Origin of the sequence: Enterobacter cloacae complex sp. ECC445 (genome assembly GCF_021892025.1) — a bacterium.
In the GTDB taxonomy this organism is placed as follows: Bacteria; Pseudomonadota; Gammaproteobacteria; order Enterobacterales; family Enterobacteriaceae; genus Enterobacter; species Enterobacter chengduensis.
Window position 1 is genome coordinate 1 of record NZ_JAKLRZ010000025.1, and the last position, 22,157, is coordinate 22,157.

A 22,157-nucleotide genomic window follows, 5' to 3' on the forward strand; every position below is an offset into this window, starting at 1 on the left:
GTTGGGTACTTTCCTTTGTGGATTTTCCCCCGCGATACGCAGGGATTTTTATTTTAGGGGTTTTACCCCCCAAGCGCGTCCACCCGCTCCCCCCCCGCCCCCGTGCGGGGAGTGGGGCTGGGGGTGAGGGGCGAAGTGTCTACATAAACTCTACAATATCATCGTTATCCGGCTTACCGCCGCTGAGCGCTTCATCAAAGTAGTGCTTCGGCACGGTATAGCGCAAACGATCGAGCGCAAACTGCATGCTGCGGTCGTCGATCGCGTGGCCCAGATCGTCAACGATGTCCAGCGTCACGTCTCCGCCTTCGCGAATCAACGCTTCCTGCGCGGCAACCGCGTGCGAAAGCTCAATCACCCTGTCTTCACCGCCGTGGATCAGGTGGATCGTGGTCTGCGTTGTCGCGCTCGTCGGCAGCGTCGCAAAGCGGCCGTTAAACGCTATTACCCGCGAAGCCAGACCCGGCTGCGCTTTTATGCTTTCCAGGGACATGATAGATCCCTGCGAGAAGCCAATCAGCGCGGTCGCGTCGGCCCCCACGCCGCTCTGCTGCTGCCAGTAGCGCACAACGTCGATAAACGTCGGCATGATGGCGTCGATGCGCGCCTGACGGTTCTCTTCCGTTACGCCCTGAACCGAGAACCACTGCCGCCCGTTCGGGCCGCATGGCTCTACGCCACCGATACTGACAATCAGCGCGTCGGGGAAAACGGGCGCAAACCAGCTGCCGATCTGCCCCATATTGACGGCATTATCGCCAACGCCATGAAACAGAAGCAGCAACTGTTTAGCCGGTGTGTCAGGGCTTTGAACTACAAAATGGTCGTGTTTCATGGTGGTCTCCTTAATAGATGACCTGGATTCTACGCCTCGCGGCGGGAATGACCATGCCACTTTACTGAAGAAGTCATTGAAAAAATTGCCATTGCAAAATGTCGTCCTTCAACTGCTGGCAGCGCGGATAATCAAGGCTTTCAAGCGCTTGCGCGGTTTCGCTGCGCAGCTTCGCCAGCAGCGCTTTTCGCCCGCCCTCTTCCGTTTTGCCTGCCATTTTCCCCCGCAGGGCCGGAAGCGGCATATCGACGAAGAGCATTAACCGCGTCAGCGCGGCAACCGAAGTTGAAAACGCGCGATGCGCAAAAGCAAACCCCGCCAGCTCCAGCCAGTCGTCATTATTAAGGGTAGCTTCCCACCCGTCTGCCACGGGGATCTTTTCACCGTTCCAGGCCGACAGGACGCGCATATCCCGGCACAAACGCCGATGTTCCTGCCTACACAGTTGATGCCCGGCATCGCTCTGCGGCAGGAGCGCCATCGCCGTGTAACATCCGCTGCTGGCCTCCCGATGGCTGCCCATCCTCACCAGCACAAACCCGCACTGCTGCCAGAAGCGCCACAGCGCGTCGGTGTAACCAAAGCTCACCGAGAGATAATCTTCTCCGCTGGCGCTACGGATAAGCCGATGCCCGATGCCTTCCCGCTGGCGCAGGGGATGAACCGCAATGCGGCTAACCCGTCGCCCTTTCAGCGTTGCCGCGAGAGGAGAGCCGCCGTGCGCCGCGAGAGACTGCGCCACGAGATTCCCGCGCGGACGGCGGTATCCCGCCCACACGGCGCGGCTAAGCTCGGGTGACAACCCGCCCTCTTCCACCAGCCAGAGCGCACCCGCAATATCAGCCCCCGCGTCCGCAACGGCAAAGTGCTGGCCGGGGGCGTCCATCATCCGGCGTAAATCGAGCGGGGACGTCCGGTAGTGTGCAGCACAGAGCAGTTCATACACGCCTGCCACGCGGGTCGGGTCGTTCTCCCACTCTTGTGGCTCCAGAGACCTTATAGACACCTCACCTTCCGGCTTGTGGTCGATAAGCGCATCGTCAAATAACAGAGCATTCGCCACGAACCGCTCAAGCGGACAGCCGGCCGCCCAGCGAATGGGGGTGGATAAGGTATAACGCTGCAACCCGCTGAAACGGGCGCAGAACTTCAGCAGGAACCCCCTGCCCGTTCCTTCATAGCCCTGAACCGTGGTGGTCAACAATAGGCGCGGAAAGCGCGTCACCAGCTTCTCCAGCAGCGGGCCGGGGATGGCTGCCGCTTCATCGACAATCAGCCAGTCGGCCTGCAGCGAAGAAGCCAACAGCGCGTCAGGTGCCATAAAATGAAAACGCTCGCCCGCAAAGCGTGCGATGACGTCCGCAGCGCCTTTTGCCGGAGCCGTCACCACCGCACTGCCCGCAATGCGGCTGAGCAGCATGCCCGCCAGCGCTGACTTTCCGCGCCCGCGGGGGGCCGTCACCGCAGCGATGCCCGCAGGCATTGTCAGAAGCGCGTCGAGGATCTCCGCCTGCTCGCGCTCAGGCGCGCCTCTGGCAGGCTGCCAGGCGGGTAAATCGGGCACGGCGGGAAGCGTCAGAGGGCGATGCTGATGCCAGACGATCGCATCTGAATCGGCGGCAAGCGTCCGGCAGAAGTGGTGAACAAAGTGCGGCGTGGCGATCGGCTCCGCGCTGTCGCTCCAGCGCACCGAATCGCTATCAGGCCTGTCGGCCCAGTCAGCGAGAGGCGGAACCAGCAGCACCAGAAGGCTTCCGGCGCGCAGCGTGCCGCTGAGCGCGGCGAAGGCTGACACGTCAAAACCCGCGCGCGCGTCAAAAACGGCGTGCAGGTATTCGCGTCCCAGCAGTCCGCTGAGGGCCTTAGACGGGTTTTCATTCAGCCAGGGCCAGTCTCCCGGTAAGGCATCCCGCAGGGCCGTCGCCTGGCTGAGCGTCCACCGCTCATCGCCCGTAAGCACCACCAGACGGCGGTGCCCGGTACGCTCAAGCTGGCGTATTAAATGTGCAAACGACACCATCACATGGCTTTGCCGAAGGTATTACACTGGGCCGGGTCGCCGCTGTCGAAGCCGCGCTTAAACCAGCTGTAGCGCTGCTGCGAGGTACCGTGCGTGAAGCTATCCGGCACGACGCGCCCCTGGCTCTGCTGCTGAAGACGATCGTCACCGATAGCCTGAGCGGCATTCAGCGCCTCCTCAAGATCGCCGGATTCCAGCACGCCCTGCTGCTGCATGCTGTGGCCCCAGACGCCCGCGAAGCAGTCCGCCTGCAGCTCCATCTTTACGGAAAGGCGGTTCACTTCGGCCTGCGAGGCATTCTGCTGCAGCTGGCGCACTTTTGGCTCAATGCCCAGCAGCTTCTGCACGTGGTGGCCGACTTCATGCGCGATCACGTAGCCCTGGGCAAAATCACCGTCAGCGCCAAGCTTGCGTTTCATGTCATCGTAAAAAGAGAGATCGATATAGACGGTGCTATCTGCCGGGCAGTAGAACGGCCCCATCACGGACTGCCCGGTACCGCATCCGGTGCGGGTTGCGCCCCGGTACATCACCAGCTTCGGCTGCTGGTAGGTACGCCCCATCTTCTCGAACAGCTGGCTCCAGGTATCTTCCGTTGTCGCGAGAATAACAGAGGTAAATTTGGCCGCTTCATCTTCATTCGGGCTGATGGAGCGCTGAGAATGTTGCTGCTGTTGCAGCGGCTGGCCGGTCATCAACCCGGTGAGGTCAACGCCGTAGTAACCCGCGACTAACACCACGATCAGCAGGATGATCCCGCCCTTGCCGCTGGGTAACCGGAAGCCGGGTCCACCCATTGAAGGACCGCCGCCGCCCTCGCTGCGCCTGTCTTCTACATTGTCACTTTCACGACGCCCTTGCCAGCGCATAACCACCTCGAACTATTCCATTTATAATAGCTATGATCGTAGGCGGTTAACGGCAAGATTACCATAGGAAACAAGGGTAAGACGCCAAAGGATGCGAACATCCTTTGGCAAGTGAGGGAGTTAGTCGAGCTTAACGCCTAAACGGTGAGCAACCGCTTCGTACGCTTCAATCAGGCCACCCAGGCTCTGACGGAAACGGTCTTTGTCCATTTTATCCAGGGTTTCTTTGTCCCACAGGCGGCTACCGTCCGGCGAGAACTCGTCGCCCAGCACCACTTCGCCTTTGAACAGACCAAACTCCAGCTTGAAGTCGACGAGGATCAGGCCCGCGTCATCAAACAGCTTTTTCAGCACGTCGTTGGCCCTGTAGGTCAGCTCTTTCATGCGCGCCAGGTTCTCTTTGTTCACCCAGCCGAAGGTTTCGCAGTAGGAGTCATTCACCATCGGGTCGTGCATGGCATCGTTTTTCAGGAACAGGTCGAACAGCGGTGGATTCAGTTCGATGCCTTCTTCAATGCCCAGACGCTTCACCAGGGAGCCCGCCGCGCGGTTACGAATAACGCACTCAACCGGGACCATATCCAGTTTTTTCACCAGACATTCCGTATCGGACAGCAACGCTTCCATCTGAGTCGGGATACCCGCTTCGGCCAGTTTGGTCATAATGAAGTGGTTGAACTTGTTGTTCACCATGCCTTTACGATCGAACTGCTCAATGCGTGCGCCATCCCCTGCTGACGTATCATTGCGGAACTCGAGCACCAACAGATCCGGGTTTTCCGTGCTGTATACGGTCTTCGCTTTGCCACGATACAACTCAGCTTGCTTCTGCATCTTCATTACTCCTGGTGTGATGATTGGTGTTCAAAACTGGGCATATTATGCCACGCACACGTTTGCGTAGCACGAAAATAAAAAGGGCGGGATTAACCCGCCCTCTTATTTATTTGCTGAATGCTGCCTGGAAGACAGCGACCAGCGCATCGTTCTGCGACTGGGTCAGCGTATGACCTTTTGGATCGATGAACTGCAGGCTACTGCGGTTATCAAGGTCGCCGACCTGAATTTTGTAGTCACCGGAGGCAAGCTGAGGATCTTTCGCGCCCAGCTCCTGCCACGCGCTGTCGGAGAGCGGCTTATAGGTTGCCGTCATGCTGCCGGTCGAACGCGTGCTGTCGGTCACCTTCATGCCCACTTTTTCCAGCGTCGCTGGCAGACGCTGCCAGGTCTGGTTAAACGGTGCACGGACCACCAGCATTGGCAGGCCGGTATCATCCGCGCCGCTCTGGACATCGAAGGTCACGCCGTTGCGGCTCTGTGCGGCGTTGGCGGCATCGGTCGCGGTCTTATCCAGACCTGCGGCAATGACGTTCAGCATTTCGGTGCTGTAACGCTGCAGGGACGCGGCATCCGCAACCGGTTTACCCGCCTGCTCAAGATTCAACAGCTTAACGTTAACCGCCTGCTGATAACCCTGTGGCTTAACGGAGACTTGATAGCGACCGCGGTACTGCTGATCTTCATCCAGACGGTTCCATTCGATCCAGTCGGTGGTTAAGGTCTGGCTGGCGTCATCGCGTTTATCGATGGTGTAGTTCTTCGACTGAATAACGCTGACAACCTGCGGCCACAGATTGCTACCGCGCGCGCTCTCAACCATCAGAGACGCCGTATCACCGGTGAACTGGGTACGCGCCCCGTTGACCAGCGCCAGAGGCTGTGCAGGTGGACGAATATCAAGCGCTTTACCGACCGGGCCGCTGCCGTTGGTCACGGGAATATTATAATCGCCGTTCTGAATCGGCAGGATCATCCCCGCCGGAGCGTGAAGTTCAGCAAGCGGGGTCGCATCCAGATAGGATTCATCACCGCTCACCTGGCGCTTGTAGCGCGAGTCTGAACTACAGGCAGCGAGCAGCATAACAAGCGAAACACTCGCAACCTTCGCCAGGCGCGACTTCTGTACTGAATAAGCCATCAAATCTCCCTAAACTCTACAGCAAACCGGCATGCTTCAGCGCTGCCCTGACGATATCACGACCGTGGTCGGTAATCGGCGTCATTGGCAGACGCAGCGTATCGGTTGCTACAAGCCCCAACTCCTTACATGCCCATTTCACTGGGATCGGATTGGGTTCGACAAATAATTTATTGTGCAGCGGCATCAGACGCTGGTTAATCACGCGCGCTTCATCAAAGTGACCGGCTGCGGCCAGTTTGCACATTTCAGCCATGTCGTGCGCCGCAACGTTTGACGTTACGGAGATCACGCCGTGACCGCCGAGCTGCATAAAGTCCAGCGCGGTCGCATCATCACCGCTCAACAGGATAAAGTCATCTGAAACCAGCTCTTTGATCTGATGAACGCGGCTTAAGTTCCCTGTCGCCTCTTTAATACCAATAATATTTTTTACTTCCGAGAGACGACCGACGGTTTCCGGCAGCATATCGCAACCGGTACGGGACGGCACATTATACAGAATTTGTGGCAAGTCAGTATGTTCAGCGATGGCTTTGAAGTGCTGGAACAAACCTTCCTGAGTAGGACGGTTGTAATAAGGGGTCACCGTCAGACAGCCAACAATGCCGCTGTCGTTAAAACGTTTGGTCAGACTGATCGCTTCTGCGGTGGCATTCGCCCCTGTGCCCGCGATGACCGGAATACGTCCGTCAGCCAGTTCGAGGGTCAGCATCACCACATCACCGTGCTCGTCGTGGCTCAGCGTTGCAGATTCACCGGTAGTCCCTACCGAAACGATCGCCGAGGTTCCATTGGCGACATGGTAATCAATCAGCTTCTTCATGCTAGACCGGCAGACGTTACCTTTTTCATCCATCGGTGTTACAAGCGCGACAATACTTCCCGTGAACATGAGCCATCCTCTGTGCGAACAAGAGCCTCAATGGTACGTTTGGAACTGTAATAAAAGCAAGCGACCTGAGGCCCTCAGGCGGTTGTATGCATGTTTTTTTTATGCTTTCCTTAGGAAGACTTAACCATGCAAAGGAAGAACAGGTTTGACAACCTCATCACAACATTACCTGGTTATCACTGCGCTGGGTGCCGACAGGCCGGGTATCGTGAACACCATCACCCGCCACGTAAGCAGCTGCGGCTGTAATATCGAAGACAGCCGTCTGGCGATGCTTGGCGAAGAGTTCACATTTATTATGTTACTTTCCGGGACATGGAACGCCATTACGTTGATTGAATCGACCCTGCCGCTGAAGGGGGCCGAGCTGGATTTGCTGATCGTCATGAAGCGCACCACTGCGCGTCCGCGTCCGGCGCTGCCTTCTACCGTCTGGGTACAGGTTGAAGTGCCTGATTCTCCGCATCTGATTGAGCGTTTCACGGCGCTTTTTGACAGCCATCAGATGAATATTGCCGAACTGGTTTCCCGAACGCAGACCAGCGATGAGCAGGGTCTTCCGGTGCTGTTTATTCAAATTACCGCGCACAGCCCCGCCTCACAGGATGCGTCAAATATCGAGCAAGCGTTCAAAGCCCTCTGTACAGAATTAAACGCGCAGGGCAGTATAAGCGTCGTCAATTATTCGCAGCACGAACAGGATGGAGTTGAGTAATGAACCCACTGAAAGCCGGTGACATCGCACCGAAATTTAGCTTACCGGATCAAGACGGCGAGCAAGTAAATTTGACCGACTTCCAGGGACAGCGTGTTCTGGTCTATTTCTACCCGAAAGCCATGACCCCCGGCTGCACCGTACAGGCCTGCGGCTTACGCGACAACATGGACGAGTTGAAGAAAGTCGGCGTGGAAGTGCTGGGTATCAGCACGGATAAACCAGAAAAGCTGTCACGATTTGCTGAAAAAGAGCTGCTGAACTTCACGCTGCTTTCTGATGAAGACCATCAGGTGTGCGAACAGTTCGGGGTCTGGGGCGAGAAGACGTTTATGGGTAAAACCTACGACGGCATTCACCGCATCAGCTTCCTGATTGACGCTGACGGTAAAGTTGAACATGTGTTTGACGACTTCAAAACCAGCAACCACCACGACGTGGTGTTGAACTGGCTGAAAGCGAACGCCTGATCAACAGCAAAAAGGCAACGTCAGTTGCCTTTTTTAATGTTTGCTCCCTCTCCCGTGGGAGAGGATTGGGGTGAGGGCATCAGCCCGCACAAAACCTACTTCTCTTCCACCGCCGGCACGTCCGGCCACGCGTGGACGACGGCTTTAATCAGCGTCGCCAGCGGAATCGCAAAGAACACGCCCCAGAATCCCCACAGCCCGCCAAAAATCACCACGGATAAGATAATCACCAGCGGATGCAGGTTTACCGCCTCGGAGAACAGCACCGGTACCAGCAGGTTACCGTCCAGCCCCTGAATAATCAGGTACACCGCGAAGCAGCTCCAGAACTCCGTCCCCAGCCCGAACTGGAACAGGGCGACGCCAACCACCGGAATGGTCACCACAAAGGCGCCGATGTACGGAATCAGGACCGAGAACCCCACCAGCACCGCCAGCAGCAGCGAGTAGTTCAGGCCGAAGATCAGGAAGCCAATCCAGGTCGCCACGCCGACCACAATCATCTCCAGCACCTTGCCGCGAATGTAGTTGGTGATCTGCTGGTTCATCTCTTCCCAGACCTGCCCCGCCAGCCCGCGGTTGCGCGGCAGAACACGCCGCACGGCGTTGAGCATCTGGTCTTTATCTTTCACCAGGAAGAAGACCATCAGCGGCACGAGCACAAGGTAAACCGCCAGCGTCAGCAGCCCCACCAGGGAGGCAAGAGAATACTTCACCACCGAGTCGCCCATCGTCATGATGCGGGCACGCATATTTTCGGCCATCGCATCAATAATTCCGGCATCCATCAGCGCAGGATAGCGACGCGGCAGCGTGGCGGCGAAATCAGACAGCTTGTTCAGCATGCCGGGCATATCGCGGATAAGATAGATCCCCTGCTGCCAGGCCACCGGCATCACCACAAAGGCCATTAACAGCAGGATGCCGACAAACAGCACCAGCACGATGCTTGCCGCCCAGCGACGGGAACAGCCGATATGTTCCAGGCGCGCCGTTGGCCACTCCAGCAGGTACGCCAGCACAATCGCCACCAGCAGGGGAGCGAGCAGGCCGCTGAAGAAGAACAGAATACCGAACCCGGCAACCAGAATAACCAACAAAGCAATGGCTTCCGGGTCGCTGAACCGACGCCGGTACCACTGCATTAACATTTCGAGCATACAACCCTTCCCTGAATCGAATGGCGGGAGTGAGACGATGAATTGTATCTAACTGTCACAAAAAAGACTTTCGCTTTTTGTATCCCGATCACAATCCGCAAAAGCCTGATGAATGGGATTTTCTTCATGCTGCAACACGGCTACACTCCCAGAGCAGCAGAGATGAACGATACGCCGGTTCATCGGTCAAATTAGCACATCCAACATACAGGACAGTGGTTATGTTCAGGCAATTGAGAAAAACACTGGTTGCGACACTGATTGCCGCGGTGACGGTCGGTCAGGTGTTGCCCGCTTTTGCTGACTCGTCCGATACATTGCCGGACATGGGCACCACGGCAGGAAGCACGCTCTCTATTGGGCAAGAGATGCAAATGGGGGATTACTATGTTCGCCAGCTGCGAGGCAGCGCCCCGCTGATCAACGACCCCTTGCTGGTACAGTACATAAACGGGCTGGGGATGCGCCTGGTGGCACACGCCAACTCGGTAAAAACGCCCTTCCATTTCTATTTAATCAATAATGACGAAATCAACGCCTTCGCCTTCTTTGGCGGTAACGTGGTGCTGCATTCGGCGTTATTCCGTTATTCAGACAACGAAAGCCAGCTGGCCTCGGTGATGGCGCACGAAATTTCGCACGTCACCCAGCGCCACCTGGCGCGCGCCATGGAAGACCAGAAGCGTAACGCTCCCCTCACCTGGGTGGGCGCGCTGGGCTCTATTCTGCTGGCCATGGCCAGCCCGCAGGCCGGAATGGCGGCCCTGACCGGTACGCTGGCGGGAACGCGCCAGGGGATGATCAGCTTCACCCAGCAAAACGAACAGGAAGCGGACCGCATCGGGATCCAGGTGCTGCAGCGTTCGGGCTTTGACCCGCAGGCCATGCCGAGCTTCCTGGAAAAACTGCTCGATCAGGCGCGTTACTCTTCCCGTCCGCCGGAAATTCTGTTGACCCACCCGCTGCCGGAAAGCCGCCTGTCGGACGCGCGTAACCGTGCCAACCAGATGCGCCCTGTCGTCGTCCAGTCGTCGCAGGATTTCTACATGGCGAAGGTGAGAACGCTCGGCATGTACAATTCCGGGCGTAACCAGCTCACCAGCGACCTGCTGGATACCCTGGCGAAAGGCAACGTGCGCGAGAAGAACGCCGCGCAGTATGGCCAGGCGCTCCAGGCGATGGAGGCCAGCAAATACGACGAGGCGCGTAAAGCGCTGCAACCGCTTCTGGCTGCGGACCCGAACAACCCGTGGTACCTCGATCTGTCGACGGATATCGATCTGGGTCAGAAGAAAACGGCCGATGCGATTAACCGTCTGAAAGGGGCGAAAGACGTCCGTACCAACCCGGTGCTGCAGCTTAACCTGGCGAACGCTTACTTACAGGGCGGCCAGCCTGGCGAAGCGGCGACCATTCTGAACCGCTACACCTTTAATAATAAAGACGACCAAAACGGCTGGGATCTGCTCGCTCAGGCGGAAGCCCAGCTTGGCAACCGCGATCAGGAGCTGGCGGCGCGTGCCGAAGGTTTTGCCCTCGTAGGCCGCCTCGATCAGGCGATTTCCATGTTGAGCAGTGCCAGCTCGCAGGTCAAGCTCGGCAGCCTCCAGCAGGCCCGTTACGACGCGCGTATCGATCAGCTGCGCGGCCTGCAGCAGCGCTTTAAGCCGTACGAGAAGATGTAATAAAGGAGAATTCACGTCATGACAGACGCCGTAAAAATCTATCACAACCCGCGCTGTTCAAAGAGCCGCGACACGCTCAGCCTGCTGAGGTCGAACGGCGTTGAGCCGGAGGTGGTGCTGTATCTCGATACGCCACCGGACGCACAGACCCTTCGCCAGCTGCTGCATATGCTGGGAATGGGCAGTGCAAGAGAGCTGATGCGCCAGAAAGAAGATCTGTATAAGTCGCTTAACCTGAATGACAGCCGCCTGACCGAGGCGGAGCTGCTCCAGGCGATGGTTGAAAATCCAAAGCTGATTGAGCGACCGATTGTGGTGGCAAACGGTCGGGCGCGCATTGGACGCCCGCCGGAAGACGTGCTCGAGATCCTCTAATCCCTGTGCCGCAGCGCTTCCAGAAAGGCCTGCGGCGTGCTCTCTCCCAACTTTTTCTGCGCTTTTCCCTGATTGTAAAATTCACACAGCTGGATCAACAGCTCGCCTGCCGGTTTACTGTTCAGACGTGGGATGATTTCACACAGCGGCAGAGTAACCTGCACGGCGCGGTATGGCCGCGGATGCACCTTCACGGTGACAGGACGCTCCTCAGCCTTTGCTTCTAAGCCAAAAGTCTCAACAGATTGAATCTCAGCAGGACAGGCTTCAATCGCCTCGCGCACCCAGCGGGCGAGCAGCTGCGGTGAAAGGCCCGCATACAGCCGGGCGTAGCACCAGCCGCTCACGGGTTCACGCGCCCAGAGCAGATGCTGCTCCCCACCGTCGTCCATATGCAGCGACAGAGGCTGGTGATGCAGCAGAAGTGTTTGCGGCACGATGCCTGCCTTCAGCGCCTTTTTACCCTGCAACGTCGCGCCCTTGTGCTTTACCGAAGCCGGCTTGAGATAGCGGTTCAGGGTCGCGCGGGAGACGGCGATCCCGAGTCCGTCATTGACCATCTGCAGCAGTTCGTCCAGCGGTGCGCCTGTGGCATCCCGCAGGGCATTGACCAGCGAAACCTGCTCCTGTCTCAACGCTTTGTGTATCACTTTTGGCGTCGTGTGGTTATCCGAAACCTGCTCGCGGTTGCGCCAGCGCCTGACCGTAGTGACCGAAATACCCAGCTCAACCGCCAGATCTCTGTCGCTTTTATCTGACTGCTGAAGATAGCGACGGATGCGCGGCGTCGTGGTGGCATTTGCATGCAGTTTAATTTCCATCGCAGGATCCTCAGAACCAATCTTATGAGATTTATATTACATCAGCGATTGCTTTGTGACCGATTTCACCTTTCGCTCGCCACGCTTCACTGATAATCCCCAGACATAACACAAACAACACCCCTCAATCTTGTACGGAGTTCACAATGAACAATGTTCTGGGATTTCTTGAAGCAAAACTGATGCCGCTGGCGGCCAAAACGGCCCAGCAGCGTCATCTCGGGGCCATTCGCGGCGCCTACGTATCCTTCATGCCGTTCATCATCGTCGGCTCTATTCTGCTGGTGATTTCGTCATTCCCGAATCAGGCCTATCAGCAATTTATGTCTCAGGCCTTTGGTGAAAGCTGGAGCGCCATTATTGAAATTCCGTTCAACGCGGTGTTCTCCACCATGTCGCTGTTCATCAGTTTCCTGGTCGCCTTCCGCCTGGCGGAACATTATGGTGAAGATCGCATCTCCTGCGGCATTCTGGCGCTGGTCGCCTTTCTCATCCTGACGCCCTTTATCAAAGTGGCGGAAAACGGCGGCATTACCGTCATTCCGGTGGAGTGGATTGGCAGCAAGGGGCTGTTCGTGGCGATGATCGGTTCCCTGCTTTGGACCGAGCTGTTCTGCTGGCTCAAGCGCAAAAATCTGGTCATTAAAATGCCGGACGGCGTGCCGCCTGCGGTTCAGGAGTCGTTCGCCGCGCTGATCCCGGCGCTGGTGGTGATGATTGTGGTGCTGGGTATCCGCATCGTGTTTGAAAACACCCACTACAGTACCATCCATCAGTTTATTTACGAGGTGGTCGCCACGCCGGTACGCCACTATGGCACCTCTTATTTCGGCGCGCTGATGACCGTATTCAGCATCACCATTCTGTGGTCAGTGGGCATTAACTCCGGCTCGATGATCAACGGCATCATTCGTCCGCTGTGGATGGAGAACCAGACCGACAACATCGCCGCCATTCAGGCAGGCACGACGCCGCCGCACATTATCACCGAGCAGTTTTTTGACATGATCTGGATGGGCGGCGCGGGCGCCACGCTGTCGCTGGTGATTGCGATGCTGATTTTCGCCCGCAGCAAAAACATGCGCGAAGTGGCGCGCCTCGGCGCGGGGGCATCGGTCTTTAACATCAACGAACCGATCCTGTTTGGCCTGCCGGTGATCATGAACCCCATCATGCTTATTCCGTTCAACCTGGTGCCGCTGGTGCTGGTTACCGTGCAGTATGTGGCGATGAAAATTGGCGCGGTCGCCGTCACCACCGGGGTGTTTATCCCCTGGACGCTGCCGCCGGTCATCAGCGGCTTTATCGTTACCGGGCACCTGAGCGGCAGCGTGATGCAGCTTATCAACCTGCTGATTGGTGCCATGCTGTATCTGCCTTTTATGCGTATCGTGGACAAACAGTACCGCGCGGCGGAAATGTCCATCGTTACGCAAACCGATACCACCCTTGCAAAACAGGAGTAAAGCATGTGGGGAATTATCGCCACCTGGCGAATGGCGCTTGAGGGCGTCACGGAGTCGGCCTCCGCGCTGGCAGAGGGAAATCCGGTCTCTACGGCGGTGGTGGATGCCGTCGCCGCCGTCGAAGACTTTCCGTTTTATAAATCCGTCGGCTACGGCGGGCTGCCCACCGAAAACGGCGATGTCGAGCTGGACGCGGCGTACATGGACGGCGACACGCTGGCGTTTGGCGCGGTAGGGAATCTGGTGGACATCGCCAACCCGGTGCGCGTGGCGCACGCGCTGAGCCGCCAGCGCTACAACAGCCTGCTGGTCGGCCAGGGCGCGCGGGAATGGGCGCTGAGCCAGGGCTTTGCCGACAAAACCATGCTCACGGAGCGCGCCGTGCAGCACTACCGCAAGCGCTGCCGCGAGACGCTGGATAAAGGCTTAAGCCCCTACGACGGGCACGACACCGTCGGCATTATCGGGCTCGATAAGCAGGGATCAATGAGCGTCGCCACCTCCACCAGCGGCCTGTTTATGAAAAAACGCGGCCGCATTGGGGATTCCCCCATTATCGGCTCCGGCTTTTACTGCGACAGCGAAACCGGTGCCGCCACCGCCACGGGCGTCGGTGAAGATTTAATGAAAGGCTGCACCAGCTATGAAATCGTCCGCCGGATGGCGCAAGGCATGACGCCGCAGCAGGCCGCGGATTCGGTGGTGTTTGAACTGGAAGACAAGCTGATGTCGCGCTTCGGTCGCGCGGGCGATCTCTCCGTGGTGTGCATGAATAACAGGGGCGAATTTGGCGCCGCCACCAACATCAAAACCTTCTCGTTTGTGGTGGCGACGGCCCGCCAGCCCCTCACCGTTTATCGTACCGAGCGTCTGCGCGAGAAAACGCATTATCACGCGGTAGACGATGAGTGGATGCAGGCCTATGCCGCGCGGATCCGCGCGCCGATTGAGGAGTCATGATGGTTACCTACCAACTCATTACCGCGCTTTCCGACGCGAAGCCGCAAGGCCACTTCATCGCCCGCCCCCGCTGTGCGCATTTGCCGCAAACTGCACTTATCGCGGAAATGCGGGAATCCGACGGCATTGCAGACACCCGCTTTGGCTGCGCCCCGTTTGCCCGGATCACGCTGCTACCCGACGCGCTCTGGCACGATAGCCTGACCGAAGGGCTGCTCACGGCGCTGCGCCCGCTGCTGGCCTCCCCCGTGAGTCCCGACCTGGTTCTGGATGTGACCGAAATCGACGACGTCGTGCTGGCACAGGTGCTGCGTTTTCTCTTTAACCAGGCGCACCGGCTAAGCGATTTGCAGCTAAAGAAAACCGGCGATGAGGTCCGTATCGCGCATATCTCGGCCCTCTGCCTGCCGGAGCAGCAGGCGAAGCTGGAGGGTGTTTTCCGCCAGCAGCAGGCCATCGCGCGCGGCATGGTCGCGGCGCGACGTCTGGCGGATATCCCGTCCGACCGATGCACGCCGCAGTTTGTGGTGGAAGAGGCGCAAAGGCTTTGCGCCACCTTCCCCACCCTGCGCTGCGAAGTGCTTAACGAAGAAGAGATTGTCGAGCACGGACTCGGGCTGCTGCACGCCGTGGGCAAAGGGGCGAGCTGCCCGCCGCGTCTGCTGGCGATTCATTATGACGGCGCCAAAGACGGCCCGGCGCGCTGCTATGTGGGGAAAGGTATTACCTTCGATACCGGCGGCCTGTGGCTGAAGGAAGGCGCGGGCATGTACACCATGAAATATGACATGTGCGGGGCGGCAAACGTGCTGGGGCTGATGCTGACCGTGGCGGAGATGGCGCTGCCCGTACGCATCATGGGGGTACTGGCGCTGGCGGAAAACGCCATCGGACCGGACGCCATGCAGCCCGGCACGGTGGCGACGGCCTGCAACGGCACCACGGTTGAAATCAACAACACCGATGCCGAAGGCCGGCTGGTGCTGGCGGATGCCATCGCCTGGGCCAGCCAACGGCATCCGCAGGCGCGCTACATTATTGATATGGCGACGTTAACCGGTGCGGTCGTAAAAGCGCTGGGCTATGAGCTGAGCGGGCTGATGACGCAGGATGAACCGCTGCGCGCGGCGCTGACGCGGGCAGGGAAACAGAGCGGTGACGAAGTGTGGTCCCTGCCGCTGGACGCGCGGCTGAAAAAGCAGACCGACAGCGCCATTGCCGATCTGTGCAATACGCCAACCAACAATGCGGCGATCAGCGCCTCGGCCGCGTGGCTGCTGCATCACTTCTGCCCGCCAGCCATTCCGTGGGCGCATCTGGATATCAGCGGTACGGCGCTGTGGCGCGAAGGTGGACGGAGCGTGGCATCAGGACGGCCGATTCCACTTCTGGTTGAGCACCTGATGGGGGATCTTTAGCCGGGTGGCGGCTGCGCCTTACCCGGCCTACAAAGAGCACCCGTAGGCCGGGTGCCACCCGGCAAAAAACTCAAAGCTTAAGGATATCTTTCACAAACGGGATGGTCAGCTTGCGCTGGGCGGTAATGGAGGCGCGATCGAGCTGATCGAGCGTGTCAAACAGGGTGCGCATTTCCCGATCCAGGCGCTTGAGCAGGAAACGGCCCACGTCTTCCGGCAGCTCAAAGCCGCGCTGCTTTGCGCGCAGCTGTAGCGCCTGCAGCTTATCTTCATCCGACAGCGGCTGGAGCTTGTAGATTTGCCCCCAGTCCAGACGAGACGCCAGATCCGGCAGCCCAAGATTGAGCTGGCGAGGCGGACGATCGCCGGTGATCAGCAGCCGGGTTTTACCCGACTCCAGAATGCGGTTGTAGAGGTTGAAGATCGCCATTTCCCACGGCTCATCCCCCGCCACGCATTCGATATTATCAATGCAGACCAGCGAGAGATGTTCCATTCCCTCCAGCACTTCGGGCACAAACCAGGTCCGTTTATCCAGCGGCACGTAGCCGACCGCATCGCCGCGGGAAGAAAGCTCCGCACAGGCGGCATGCAGCAGATGGCTGCGCCCCGCGCCTTCGCGTGACCAGATATAGATGTATCCGCTGTGTTCCTGACGCAGCACGTTTTGCAGTGCAGCCAGTAAAGAGGGGTTATCACCCGGCCAGAAACTCGCAAACGTTTCGTCGTCAGGGAGATAAAGTGGCAGAGAGAGCTGTGCCGGTCCGTTCAGAAGTACCTCAACCAGATCTGACATAAAATCGGCATGGAGTTTAACACGGAACCCGCCAGGAGAGAACCGGGCGATCCCTCGCCCGGTTTTTCGATCAATGCGCTGCTTTTTCGCTGTCGTCCGCGTCCAGAATGTCTTCTTCCGGGCGGATCACCGAGATCAGCTTGAAGATCAGGCTCAGCCCCACGCCGACGATGGTCGCCAGCGCCATACCCTTCAGCTCGGCCGCGCCGATGTGTACCTTCGCGCCGCTCACGCCGATAATCAGGATCACCGAGGTCAGGATCAGGTTCTGCGCTTTGCTGTAATCCACTTTAGATTCAATCAGCACGCGAATACCGGAGGCACCGATCACGCCGTACAGCAGCAGAGAGACGCCGCCCATCACCGGCACCGGGATGATCTGAATCGCTGCCGCCAGCTTGCCGACGCAGGAGAGCAGAATGGCGATGATCGCCGCGCCGCCGATAACCCAGGTGCTGTAGACGCGGGTGATCGCCATCACGCCGATGTTCTCGCCGTAGGTGGTGTTTGGCGTGGAGCCAAAGAAACCGGAGATGATAGTGGAGAAACCGTTCGCAAACATGGAGCGGTGCAGGCCCGGGTCGCGGATTAAATCGCGCTTAACGATGTTCGCCGTCACCACCAGGTGGCCGACGTGCTCCGCGATCACCACCAGCGCCGCAGGCAGAATGGTGAAGATAGCAAACCACTCGAAGCGCGGGGTGTAGAAGGTTGGCAGCGCAAACCAGTGCGCCTGGGCAATCGGCGTAGTGTCCACCACGCCCATCGCGAAGGAGAGCGCATAGCCCGCCAGCACGCCGATCAGGATTGGGATAATCGCCATAAAACCGCGGAACAGCACGGAGCCAAACACCGTCACGCCCAGCGTTACCAGCGAAATGATAATGGTTTTAGAGTCCGGCGACTGGCCGTCGGCAGGCAGCAGACCGGCCATGTTCGCCGCCACGCCCGCCAGTTCCAGACCGATGACGGCAACGATGGCGCCCATCGCCGCAGGCGGGAACATCACGTCCAGCCAGCCGGTACCGGCTTTCTTCACGATGAAGGACACCACGCAGAACAGCACGCCACACATGATAAAGCCGCCCAGCGCGACCTCATAACCCAGCGGCAACAGCAACAGCACCGGAGAGATAAAGGCAAAGCTCGACCCGAGATACGCCGGGATTTTGCCTTTACAGATAAAGAGGTACAGCAGCGTGCCGATGCCGTTGAACAGCAGCACGGTAGCCGGGTTAATGTGGAACAGGATTGGCACCAGCACGGTTGCGCCAAACATGGCGAACAGGTGCTGCAAACTAAGCGGGATAGTCTGTAAAAGCGGCGGTCTTTCACTCACCCCGATAGCACGGCGCGTCATAGCGTTTTCCTCTGTGTAGTAGTGTTGTGGGTGTTTTATTCAAAAAAAAGCCGACTATCAAAGTCGGCTTTTTTATCGTTATTCGATTATTTCGTACCAAAGATCTTATCGCCGGCATCGCCAAGCCCGGGGATAATGTACCCGTGCTCGTTCAGGCCCTGGTCGATAGAGGCGGTATACAACTCAACGTCCGGGTGCGCTTTTTCCAGCGCCGCGATCCCTTCCGGTGCCGCAACCAGGACCAGCACCTTAATGCTGTTACAGCCCGCATTTTTCAGCAGGTCGATGGTGGCGATCATCGAACCGCCGGTCGCCAGCATCGGGTCAACTACCAGCGCCATACGCTCGTCGATGTTAGACACCAGCTTCTGGAAGTAAGGAACCGGCTCGAGGGTTTCTTCGTTACGGTAGATCCCGACCACGCTGATGCGCGCGCTTGGCACGTGCTCCAGCACGCCTTCCATCATGCCGAGACCGGCACGCAGGATTGGCACCACGGTAATTTTCTTACCTTTGATCTGCTCAACCTGCACCGGGCCGTTCCAGCCTTCGATGGTGACTTTTTCCGTTTCCAGATCGGAGGTTGCTTCGTAGGTCAGCAGGCTGCCCACTTCAGAAGCCAGTTCGCGAAAACGCTTCGTGCTGATGTCATGCTCACGCATCAGGCCCAACTTGTGTTTAACGAGTGGGTGTTTCACTTCCACAATCTTCATTCTCTTTCTCCTCTGGGGTGGCATCCGCAAAAAAATCGCGGGATTATACCGCTTTTTTCGGATTGCGCCATACCCATGTTGCTTGACTTATATCAATCAAAAACAAAAAAGCCGGAGGCTAAGCTCCGGCTTGGGTGCGGGGTTTTGCCCGGTGGCGCTGCGCTTACGCGGGCCTACGTGTATTGTAGGTCGGGTAAGCGTTAGCGCCACCCGACAATTACAGGTTATCGCCGTTGCTCGCTATCACCTGCTTGTACCAGTCGAACGATTTCTTCTTGCTGCGGTTCAGCGTGCCGTTGCCTTCATTGTCTTTATCCACAAAGATAAAGCCGTAGCGTTTTTTCATTTCGCCCGTTCCGGCAGACACCAGGTCGATGCAGCCCCATGGGGTGTAGCCCATCAGGTCTACGCCATCCTCCACTACCGCTTTTTTCATCTCGCGGATGTGCGCAGAAAGGTAGTCGATGCGGTACTGGTCGTTTACCGTGCCGTCGCTCTCCTGCACGTCGATCGCGCCAAAGCCGTTCTCAACGATGAACAGCGGCAGCTGGTAGTGATCCCAGAACCAGTTCAGGGAGTAGCGCAGCCCCACCGGGTCAATCTGCCAGCCCCAGTCGGATTTCTGCACGTACGGGTTAGAGACCAGGCTCTTGCTCTCGTCGTAATCCAGCTGCGGGTTGTCCGCCGTGGCCTTGGTGGCAAAGGACATGTAGTAGCTAAAGCCGATGTAATCCACGCAGCCCTGCGTCAGCGCCGCTTTATCCTCGTCGGTAATGTCCAGCGCGAAGCCGCGACGTTCAAAGTAGTTGAGCAGATGCTGCGGATACTTGCCGCGCACGTGCACGTCGGTGAACCAGTAGCGGCGGTGCATGGCGTTCATCGCCATCATCATGTCGTCCGGCGCGCAGGTCAGCGGGTAGATTGGACACATGGCAATCATGCAGCCAATCTGCAGGGACGGGTTAATCTCGCGCCCCGCCTTCACCGCCAGGGCGCTGGCCACCAGCTCATAGTGCGCCGCCTGGAACATGACCGGCTCACGGTCTTCACCCGGCGCGTACTTCAGCCCGGAGTTGGTGAACGGCGCGAAGTCTTCGTGGAAGTTGGCCTGGTTGTTGATCTCGTTGAAGGTCATCCAGTACTTCACCTTATGCTGGTAGCGCTGGAATACCACTTTTGCGAAGCGCACGAAGAAGTCGATCAGCTTGCGGTTGCGCCAGCCGCCGTATTCCGTCACCAGGTGGAAAGGCATTTCGAAGTGAGACAGGGTGATAACCGGTTCGATGCCGTGCTTCAGGCACTCGTCGAACAGATCGTCATAGAATTTCAGGCCAGCCTCGTTAGGCTCAAGCTCGTCGCCTTTAGGGAAGATCCGCGTCCAGGCGATGGAGGTGCGGAAGCATTTGAACCCCATCTCGGCAAAGAGTTTGATGTCTTCTTTATAGCGATGGTAGAAATCGATGGCTTCGTGGTTAGGGTAGTTCTTCCCTTCCAACACGCCGTTGGTGATTTCTCGCGGCACGCCGTGCGCGCCGGCCGTCATGACGTCGGCTACGCTTACGCCCTTGCCGCCCTCTTTCCAGCCGCCTTCCAGCTGATGCGCCGCAACCGCACCGCCCCACAGAAAATCTGCTTTGAATCCTGACATTCGCTTTCCCTCATTCTGCGTTATTTTCTGCAAAAACAATTACAGAAACCGGTTTCAGTTCGATGATGTGCAAAGGGATTAGCCGTTGCAAGCAGAACACAGAAACCGGTTTCATTTTCGTGAACGGAGTCAAGTTTGGCCGCATTCATAAGGGACGAAGAAAAAAAGATCCCCACGTCCAGAATAGGCTCGCAAACGTTTGCCTGGACTGTTAGAATTGCGCCGATTTTTCTTACTAGCTATGCAATCGCGTGGGGATTTAAGCCGTGACCAACAAAACTTCTCTCAGCTACAAAGATGCCGGTGTTGATATTGACGCAGGTAATGCGCTGGTTGACCGAATCAAAGGTGTGGTGAAAAAAACCCGCCGCCCTGAAGTGATGGGTGGTCTGGGTGGCTTCGGCGCACTGTGCGCGCTGCCGCAAAAATATCGTGAACCTGTTCTGGTCTCGGGAACTGACGGTGTTGGCACCAAACTGCGCCTGGCGATGGATTTAAAGCGTCACGACACGATCGGTATCGATCTGGTCGCGATGTGCGTAAATGACCTGGTGGTACAGGGCGCAGAGCCGCTGTTCTTCCTCGATTACTACGCGACCGGCAAACTGGACGTGGATACCGCCGCCAGCGTGATTAACGGTATCGCCGAAGGGTGCCTGCAGTCCGGCTGTGCGCTGGTCGGTGGTGAAACCGCAGAAATGCCGGGCATGTATCACGGCGAAGATTATGACGTCGCGGGCTTCTGCGTCGGCGTAGTAGAAAAATCAGAAATTATCGACGGCAGCAAAGTGGCCGATGGCGATGTGCTGATCGCGCTGGCCTCCAGCGGCCCGCACTCCAACGGCTACTCCCTGGTGCGTAAAATCCTCGAAGTGAGCGGCTGCGACCCACAGACTACCGAGCTTGAAGGCAAGCCGCTGGCTGACCATCTGCTGGCGCCGACCCGCATTTACGTGAAAAACGTGCTTGAGCTTATCGAGAACGTCGACGTTCACGCTATCGCCCACCTGACCGGCGGCGGCTTCTGGGAAAACATTCCGCGCGTCCTGCCGGACAACACCCAGGCGGTGATCGACGAATCCTCATGGCAATGGCCAGCCGTCTTTAACTGGCTGCAGACCGCAGGCAACGTCAGCTCTCACGAAATGTACCGCACCTTTAACTGCGGCGTGGGCATGGTTATCGCCCTGCCGGCAAGCGAAGCGGATAAAGCGGTTAAGCTGCTGACCGAGAAGGGTGAAAACGCGTGGAAAATTGGTTCGATTAAAGCGTCCGATTCCGAAGAGCGTGTGGTCATTGAATGAAAAACATCGTGGTGCTCATTTCCGGCAACGGAAGTAATTTGCAGGCCATCATAGACGCCTGCAAACAGAAGAAAATCAACGGCACCATTCGGGCAGTGTTCAGCAACAAGGCCGACGCGTTCGGCCTTGAGCGCGCGCGGGAAGCAAACATACCCGCGCACGCGCTGGAGGCCAGCCAGTTCGCCGGGCGTGAAGCCTTTGACCGCGAGCTGGTTCAGGAGATTGATGCCTACGCGCCGGACGTGGTCGTGCTGGCAGGCTATATGCGTATTCTCAGCCCGGCGTTTGTCGAACACTTCGCCGGACGTCTGCTGAATATTCACCCTTCCCTGCTGCCAAAATATCCCGGCCTGCACACGCACCGTCAGGTGCTGGAAAACGGCGACGAGGAGCACGGCACCTCCGTGCATTTCGTCACCGACGAGCTGGACGGCGGTCCGGTGATCCTGCAGGCTAAAGTTCCGGTCTTTGACGGCGATAGCGAAGAAGACGTGACCGAGCGCGTGCAGAGCCAGGAACACGCCATTTACCCGCTGGTGGTGAGCTGGTTTGTCGACGGGCGTCTTGAAATGCGCGACGGCGCAGCCTGGCTGGACGGCGTTAAGTTACCTCCGCAGGGTTATGCGGCGGAAGAGTAGTCTGTTATGTCGGGTGGCGCTACGCTTACCC

At 58.0% G+C, this 22,157-nt stretch carries 21 protein-coding genes; 9 read left to right on the forward strand and 12 right to left on the reverse strand.

Translation table 11 applies throughout. The features are described 5' to 3' along the window. Positions 1-139: 139 nt before the first annotated feature. The 6 genes from ypfH to dapA all read right to left on the reverse strand — a co-directional run bounded on the left by ypfH (position 140) and on the right by dapA (position 6,597). On the reverse strand, positions 140-835 hold the full coding sequence (ypfH, locus tag L6R44_RS18105) for an esterase (protein ID WP_032643527.1): 696 nt from the start codon (positions 833-835) through the stop codon (positions 140-142). 73 nt (positions 836-908) lie between these two features. Next, complete coding sequence (locus L6R44_RS18110) at positions 909-2,855, reverse strand: tRNA(Met) cytidine acetyltransferase TmcA (protein WP_237425051.1); 1,947 nt, start codon at positions 2,853-2,855, stop codon at positions 909-911. Then, complete coding sequence (gene ypfJ, locus L6R44_RS18115) at positions 2,855-3,724, reverse strand: KPN_02809 family neutral zinc metallopeptidase (RefSeq protein ID WP_032643532.1); 870 nt, start codon at positions 3,722-3,724, stop codon at positions 2,855-2,857. Before ypfJ ends, L6R44_RS18110 begins: the two co-directional genes overlap by 1 nt. A gap of 120 nt (positions 3,725-3,844) precedes the next feature. Then, positions 3,845-4,558, reverse strand: a complete 714-nt coding sequence (purC, locus tag L6R44_RS18120; RefSeq protein WP_237425000.1) for a phosphoribosylaminoimidazolesuccinocarboxamide synthase — start codon at positions 4,556-4,558, stop codon at positions 3,845-3,847. Between the two features lie 109 nt (positions 4,559-4,667). Then, on the reverse strand, positions 4,668-5,702 hold the full coding sequence (gene bamC, locus L6R44_RS18125; RefSeq protein WP_032643534.1) for an outer membrane protein assembly factor BamC: 1,035 nt from the start codon (positions 5,700-5,702) through the stop codon (positions 4,668-4,670). Between the two features lie 16 nt (positions 5,703-5,718). Then, complete coding sequence (gene dapA / locus L6R44_RS18130) at positions 5,719-6,597, reverse strand: 4-hydroxy-tetrahydrodipicolinate synthase (RefSeq protein WP_167818361.1); 879 nt, start codon at positions 6,595-6,597, stop codon at positions 5,719-5,721. Between the two features lie 145 nt (positions 6,598-6,742). On the opposite strand from dapA, the gene L6R44_RS18135 reads away from it, so the two are divergent. Continuing rightward, positions 6,743-7,312, forward strand: coding sequence for a glycine cleavage system transcriptional repressor (locus L6R44_RS18135; RefSeq protein ID WP_032643538.1), 570 nt, complete (start codon positions 6,743-6,745; stop codon positions 7,310-7,312). Further along, positions 7,312-7,782 carry a thioredoxin-dependent thiol peroxidase gene (bcp, locus tag L6R44_RS18140; RefSeq protein WP_032643540.1) on the forward strand — a complete coding sequence of 157 codons (471 nt, stop codon included), beginning with the start codon at positions 7,312-7,314 and terminating at the stop codon, positions 7,780-7,782. The genes L6R44_RS18135 and bcp overlap by 1 nt, the downstream gene beginning before the upstream one ends. A 95-nt stretch (positions 7,783-7,877) precedes the next feature. On the opposite strand, the gene L6R44_RS18145 is transcribed toward bcp, so the two are convergent. Beyond that, positions 7,878-8,942 (reverse strand): AI-2E family transporter, encoded by a 1,065-nt coding sequence (locus tag L6R44_RS18145; RefSeq protein WP_032643541.1) that lies wholly within the window; start codon positions 8,940-8,942, stop codon positions 7,878-7,880. Positions 8,943-9,163: 221 nt separating this feature from the next. Between L6R44_RS18145 and bepA the strand changes: the two genes are divergently transcribed. Further along, a complete protein-coding gene (gene bepA / locus L6R44_RS18150) occupies positions 9,164-10,627 on the forward strand; it encodes a beta-barrel assembly-enhancing protease (RefSeq protein WP_032643543.1) in 1,464 nt (487 codons plus the stop codon). 18 nt (positions 10,628-10,645) lie between these two features. Further along, positions 10,646-11,002 (forward strand): arsenate reductase (glutaredoxin), encoded by a 357-nt coding sequence (gene arsC, locus L6R44_RS18155; protein ID WP_237425001.1) that lies wholly within the window; start codon positions 10,646-10,648, stop codon positions 11,000-11,002. On the opposite strand, the gene L6R44_RS18160 is transcribed toward arsC, so the two are convergent. Then, positions 10,999-11,823, reverse strand: a complete 825-nt coding sequence (locus tag L6R44_RS18160; protein ID WP_237425002.1) for an XRE family transcriptional regulator — start codon at positions 11,821-11,823, stop codon at positions 10,999-11,001. The genes arsC and L6R44_RS18160 overlap by 4 nt on opposite strands. Before the next feature lie 146 nt (positions 11,824-11,969). Here L6R44_RS18160 and celB point away from each other — a divergent pair, with 146 nt between their 5' ends. From celB to L6R44_RS18175, 3 genes are read left to right on the forward strand one after another with little or no spacing between them, the layout of a single operon-like run. Further along, positions 11,970-13,289 (forward strand): PTS cellobiose transporter subunit IIC, encoded by a 1,320-nt coding sequence (gene celB, locus L6R44_RS18165; RefSeq protein WP_237425003.1) that lies wholly within the window; start codon positions 11,970-11,972, stop codon positions 13,287-13,289. A gap of 3 nt (positions 13,290-13,292) precedes the next feature. Then, positions 13,293-14,249, forward strand: coding sequence for a N(4)-(beta-N-acetylglucosaminyl)-L-asparaginase (locus L6R44_RS18170; RefSeq protein WP_237425004.1), 957 nt, complete (start codon positions 13,293-13,295; stop codon positions 14,247-14,249). Then, positions 14,249-15,667: a leucyl aminopeptidase family protein gene (locus L6R44_RS18175; RefSeq protein WP_237425052.1), complete on the forward strand. Its 1,419-nt coding sequence runs from the start codon at positions 14,249-14,251 to the stop codon at positions 15,665-15,667. The genes L6R44_RS18170 and L6R44_RS18175 overlap by 1 nt, the downstream gene beginning before the upstream one ends. 70 nt (positions 15,668-15,737) lie before the next feature. Here the strand turns inward: L6R44_RS18175 and L6R44_RS18180 are convergent, their stop codons facing one another. From L6R44_RS18180 to L6R44_RS18195, 4 genes are all read right to left on the reverse strand, one after another. Beyond that, positions 15,738-16,439, reverse strand: coding sequence for a DnaA inactivator Hda (locus L6R44_RS18180; protein ID WP_214517516.1), 702 nt, complete (start codon positions 16,437-16,439; stop codon positions 15,738-15,740). A 94-nt stretch (positions 16,440-16,533) separates the two neighbouring features. Continuing rightward, on the reverse strand, positions 16,534-17,823 hold the full coding sequence (uraA, locus tag L6R44_RS18185) for a uracil permease (protein WP_032643553.1): 1,290 nt from the start codon (positions 17,821-17,823) through the stop codon (positions 16,534-16,536). Positions 17,824-17,909: 86 nt separating this feature from the next. Beyond that, a complete protein-coding gene (gene upp / locus L6R44_RS18190) occupies positions 17,910-18,536 on the reverse strand; it encodes a uracil phosphoribosyltransferase (RefSeq protein ID WP_023308769.1) in 627 nt (208 codons plus the stop codon). A 217-nt stretch (positions 18,537-18,753) separates the two neighbouring features. Next, complete coding sequence (locus tag L6R44_RS18195) at positions 18,754-20,184, reverse strand: 6-phospho-beta-glucosidase (RefSeq protein WP_237425005.1); 1,431 nt, start codon at positions 20,182-20,184, stop codon at positions 18,754-18,756. Between the two features lie 266 nt (positions 20,185-20,450). Between L6R44_RS18195 and purM the strand changes: the two genes are divergently transcribed. Together purM and purN are read left to right on the forward strand one after the other, a co-directional pair. Continuing rightward, entirely contained in the window at positions 20,451-21,488 is a 1,038-nt protein-coding gene (gene purM, locus L6R44_RS18200; RefSeq protein WP_237425006.1) for a phosphoribosylformylglycinamidine cyclo-ligase, read from the forward strand. Beyond that, positions 21,485-22,126 (forward strand): phosphoribosylglycinamide formyltransferase, encoded by a 642-nt coding sequence (gene purN / locus L6R44_RS18205; RefSeq protein ID WP_237425007.1) that lies wholly within the window; start codon positions 21,485-21,487, stop codon positions 22,124-22,126. Before purM ends, purN begins: the two co-directional genes overlap by 4 nt. Positions 22,127-22,157 lie beyond the last annotated feature (31 nt).

Coding starts and splice junctions, on each gene's coding strand:
- uraA (WP_032643553.1), bottom strand. CDS start 17,823: ATGACGCGCCGTGCTATCGGGGTGAGTGAAAGACCGCCGCTTTTACAG.
- ypfJ (WP_032643532.1), bottom strand. CDS start 3,724: ATGCGCTGGCAAGGGCGTCGTGAAAGTGACAATGTAGAAGACAGGCGC.
- ypfH (WP_032643527.1), bottom strand. CDS start 835: ATGAAACACGACCATTTTGTAGTTCAAAGCCCTGACACACCGGCTAAA.
- arsC (WP_237425001.1), top strand. CDS start 10,646: ATGACAGACGCCGTAAAAATCTATCACAACCCGCGCTGTTCAAAGAGC.
- purC (WP_237425000.1), bottom strand. CDS start 4,558: ATGCAGAAGCAAGCTGAGTTGTATCGTGGCAAAGCGAAGACCGTATAC.
- bcp (WP_032643540.1), top strand. CDS start 7,312: ATGAACCCACTGAAAGCCGGTGACATCGCACCGAAATTTAGCTTACCG.
- L6R44_RS18175 (WP_237425052.1), top strand. CDS start 14,249: ATGGTTACCTACCAACTCATTACCGCGCTTTCCGACGCGAAGCCGCAA.
- dapA (WP_167818361.1), bottom strand. CDS start 6,597: ATGTTCACGGGAAGTATTGTCGCGCTTGTAACACCGATGGATGAAAAA.
- L6R44_RS18170 (WP_237425004.1), top strand. CDS start 13,293: ATGTGGGGAATTATCGCCACCTGGCGAATGGCGCTTGAGGGCGTCACG.
- upp (WP_023308769.1), bottom strand. CDS start 18,536: ATGAAGATTGTGGAAGTGAAACACCCACTCGTTAAACACAAGTTGGGC.
- L6R44_RS18145 (WP_032643541.1), bottom strand. CDS start 8,942: ATGCTCGAAATGTTAATGCAGTGGTACCGGCGTCGGTTCAGCGACCCG.
- purN (WP_237425007.1), top strand. CDS start 21,485: ATGAAAAACATCGTGGTGCTCATTTCCGGCAACGGAAGTAATTTGCAG.
- L6R44_RS18195 (WP_237425005.1), bottom strand. CDS start 20,184: ATGTCAGGATTCAAAGCAGATTTTCTGTGGGGCGGTGCGGTTGCGGCG.
- L6R44_RS18110 (WP_237425051.1), bottom strand. CDS start 2,855: ATGGTGTCGTTTGCACATTTAATACGCCAGCTTGAGCGTACCGGGCAC.
- L6R44_RS18160 (WP_237425002.1), bottom strand. CDS start 11,823: ATGGAAATTAAACTGCATGCAAATGCCACCACGACGCCGCGCATCCGT.
- celB (WP_237425003.1), top strand. CDS start 11,970: ATGAACAATGTTCTGGGATTTCTTGAAGCAAAACTGATGCCGCTGGCG.
- bamC (WP_032643534.1), bottom strand. CDS start 5,702: ATGGCTTATTCAGTACAGAAGTCGCGCCTGGCGAAGGTTGCGAGTGTT.
- bepA (WP_032643543.1), top strand. CDS start 9,164: ATGTTCAGGCAATTGAGAAAAACACTGGTTGCGACACTGATTGCCGCG.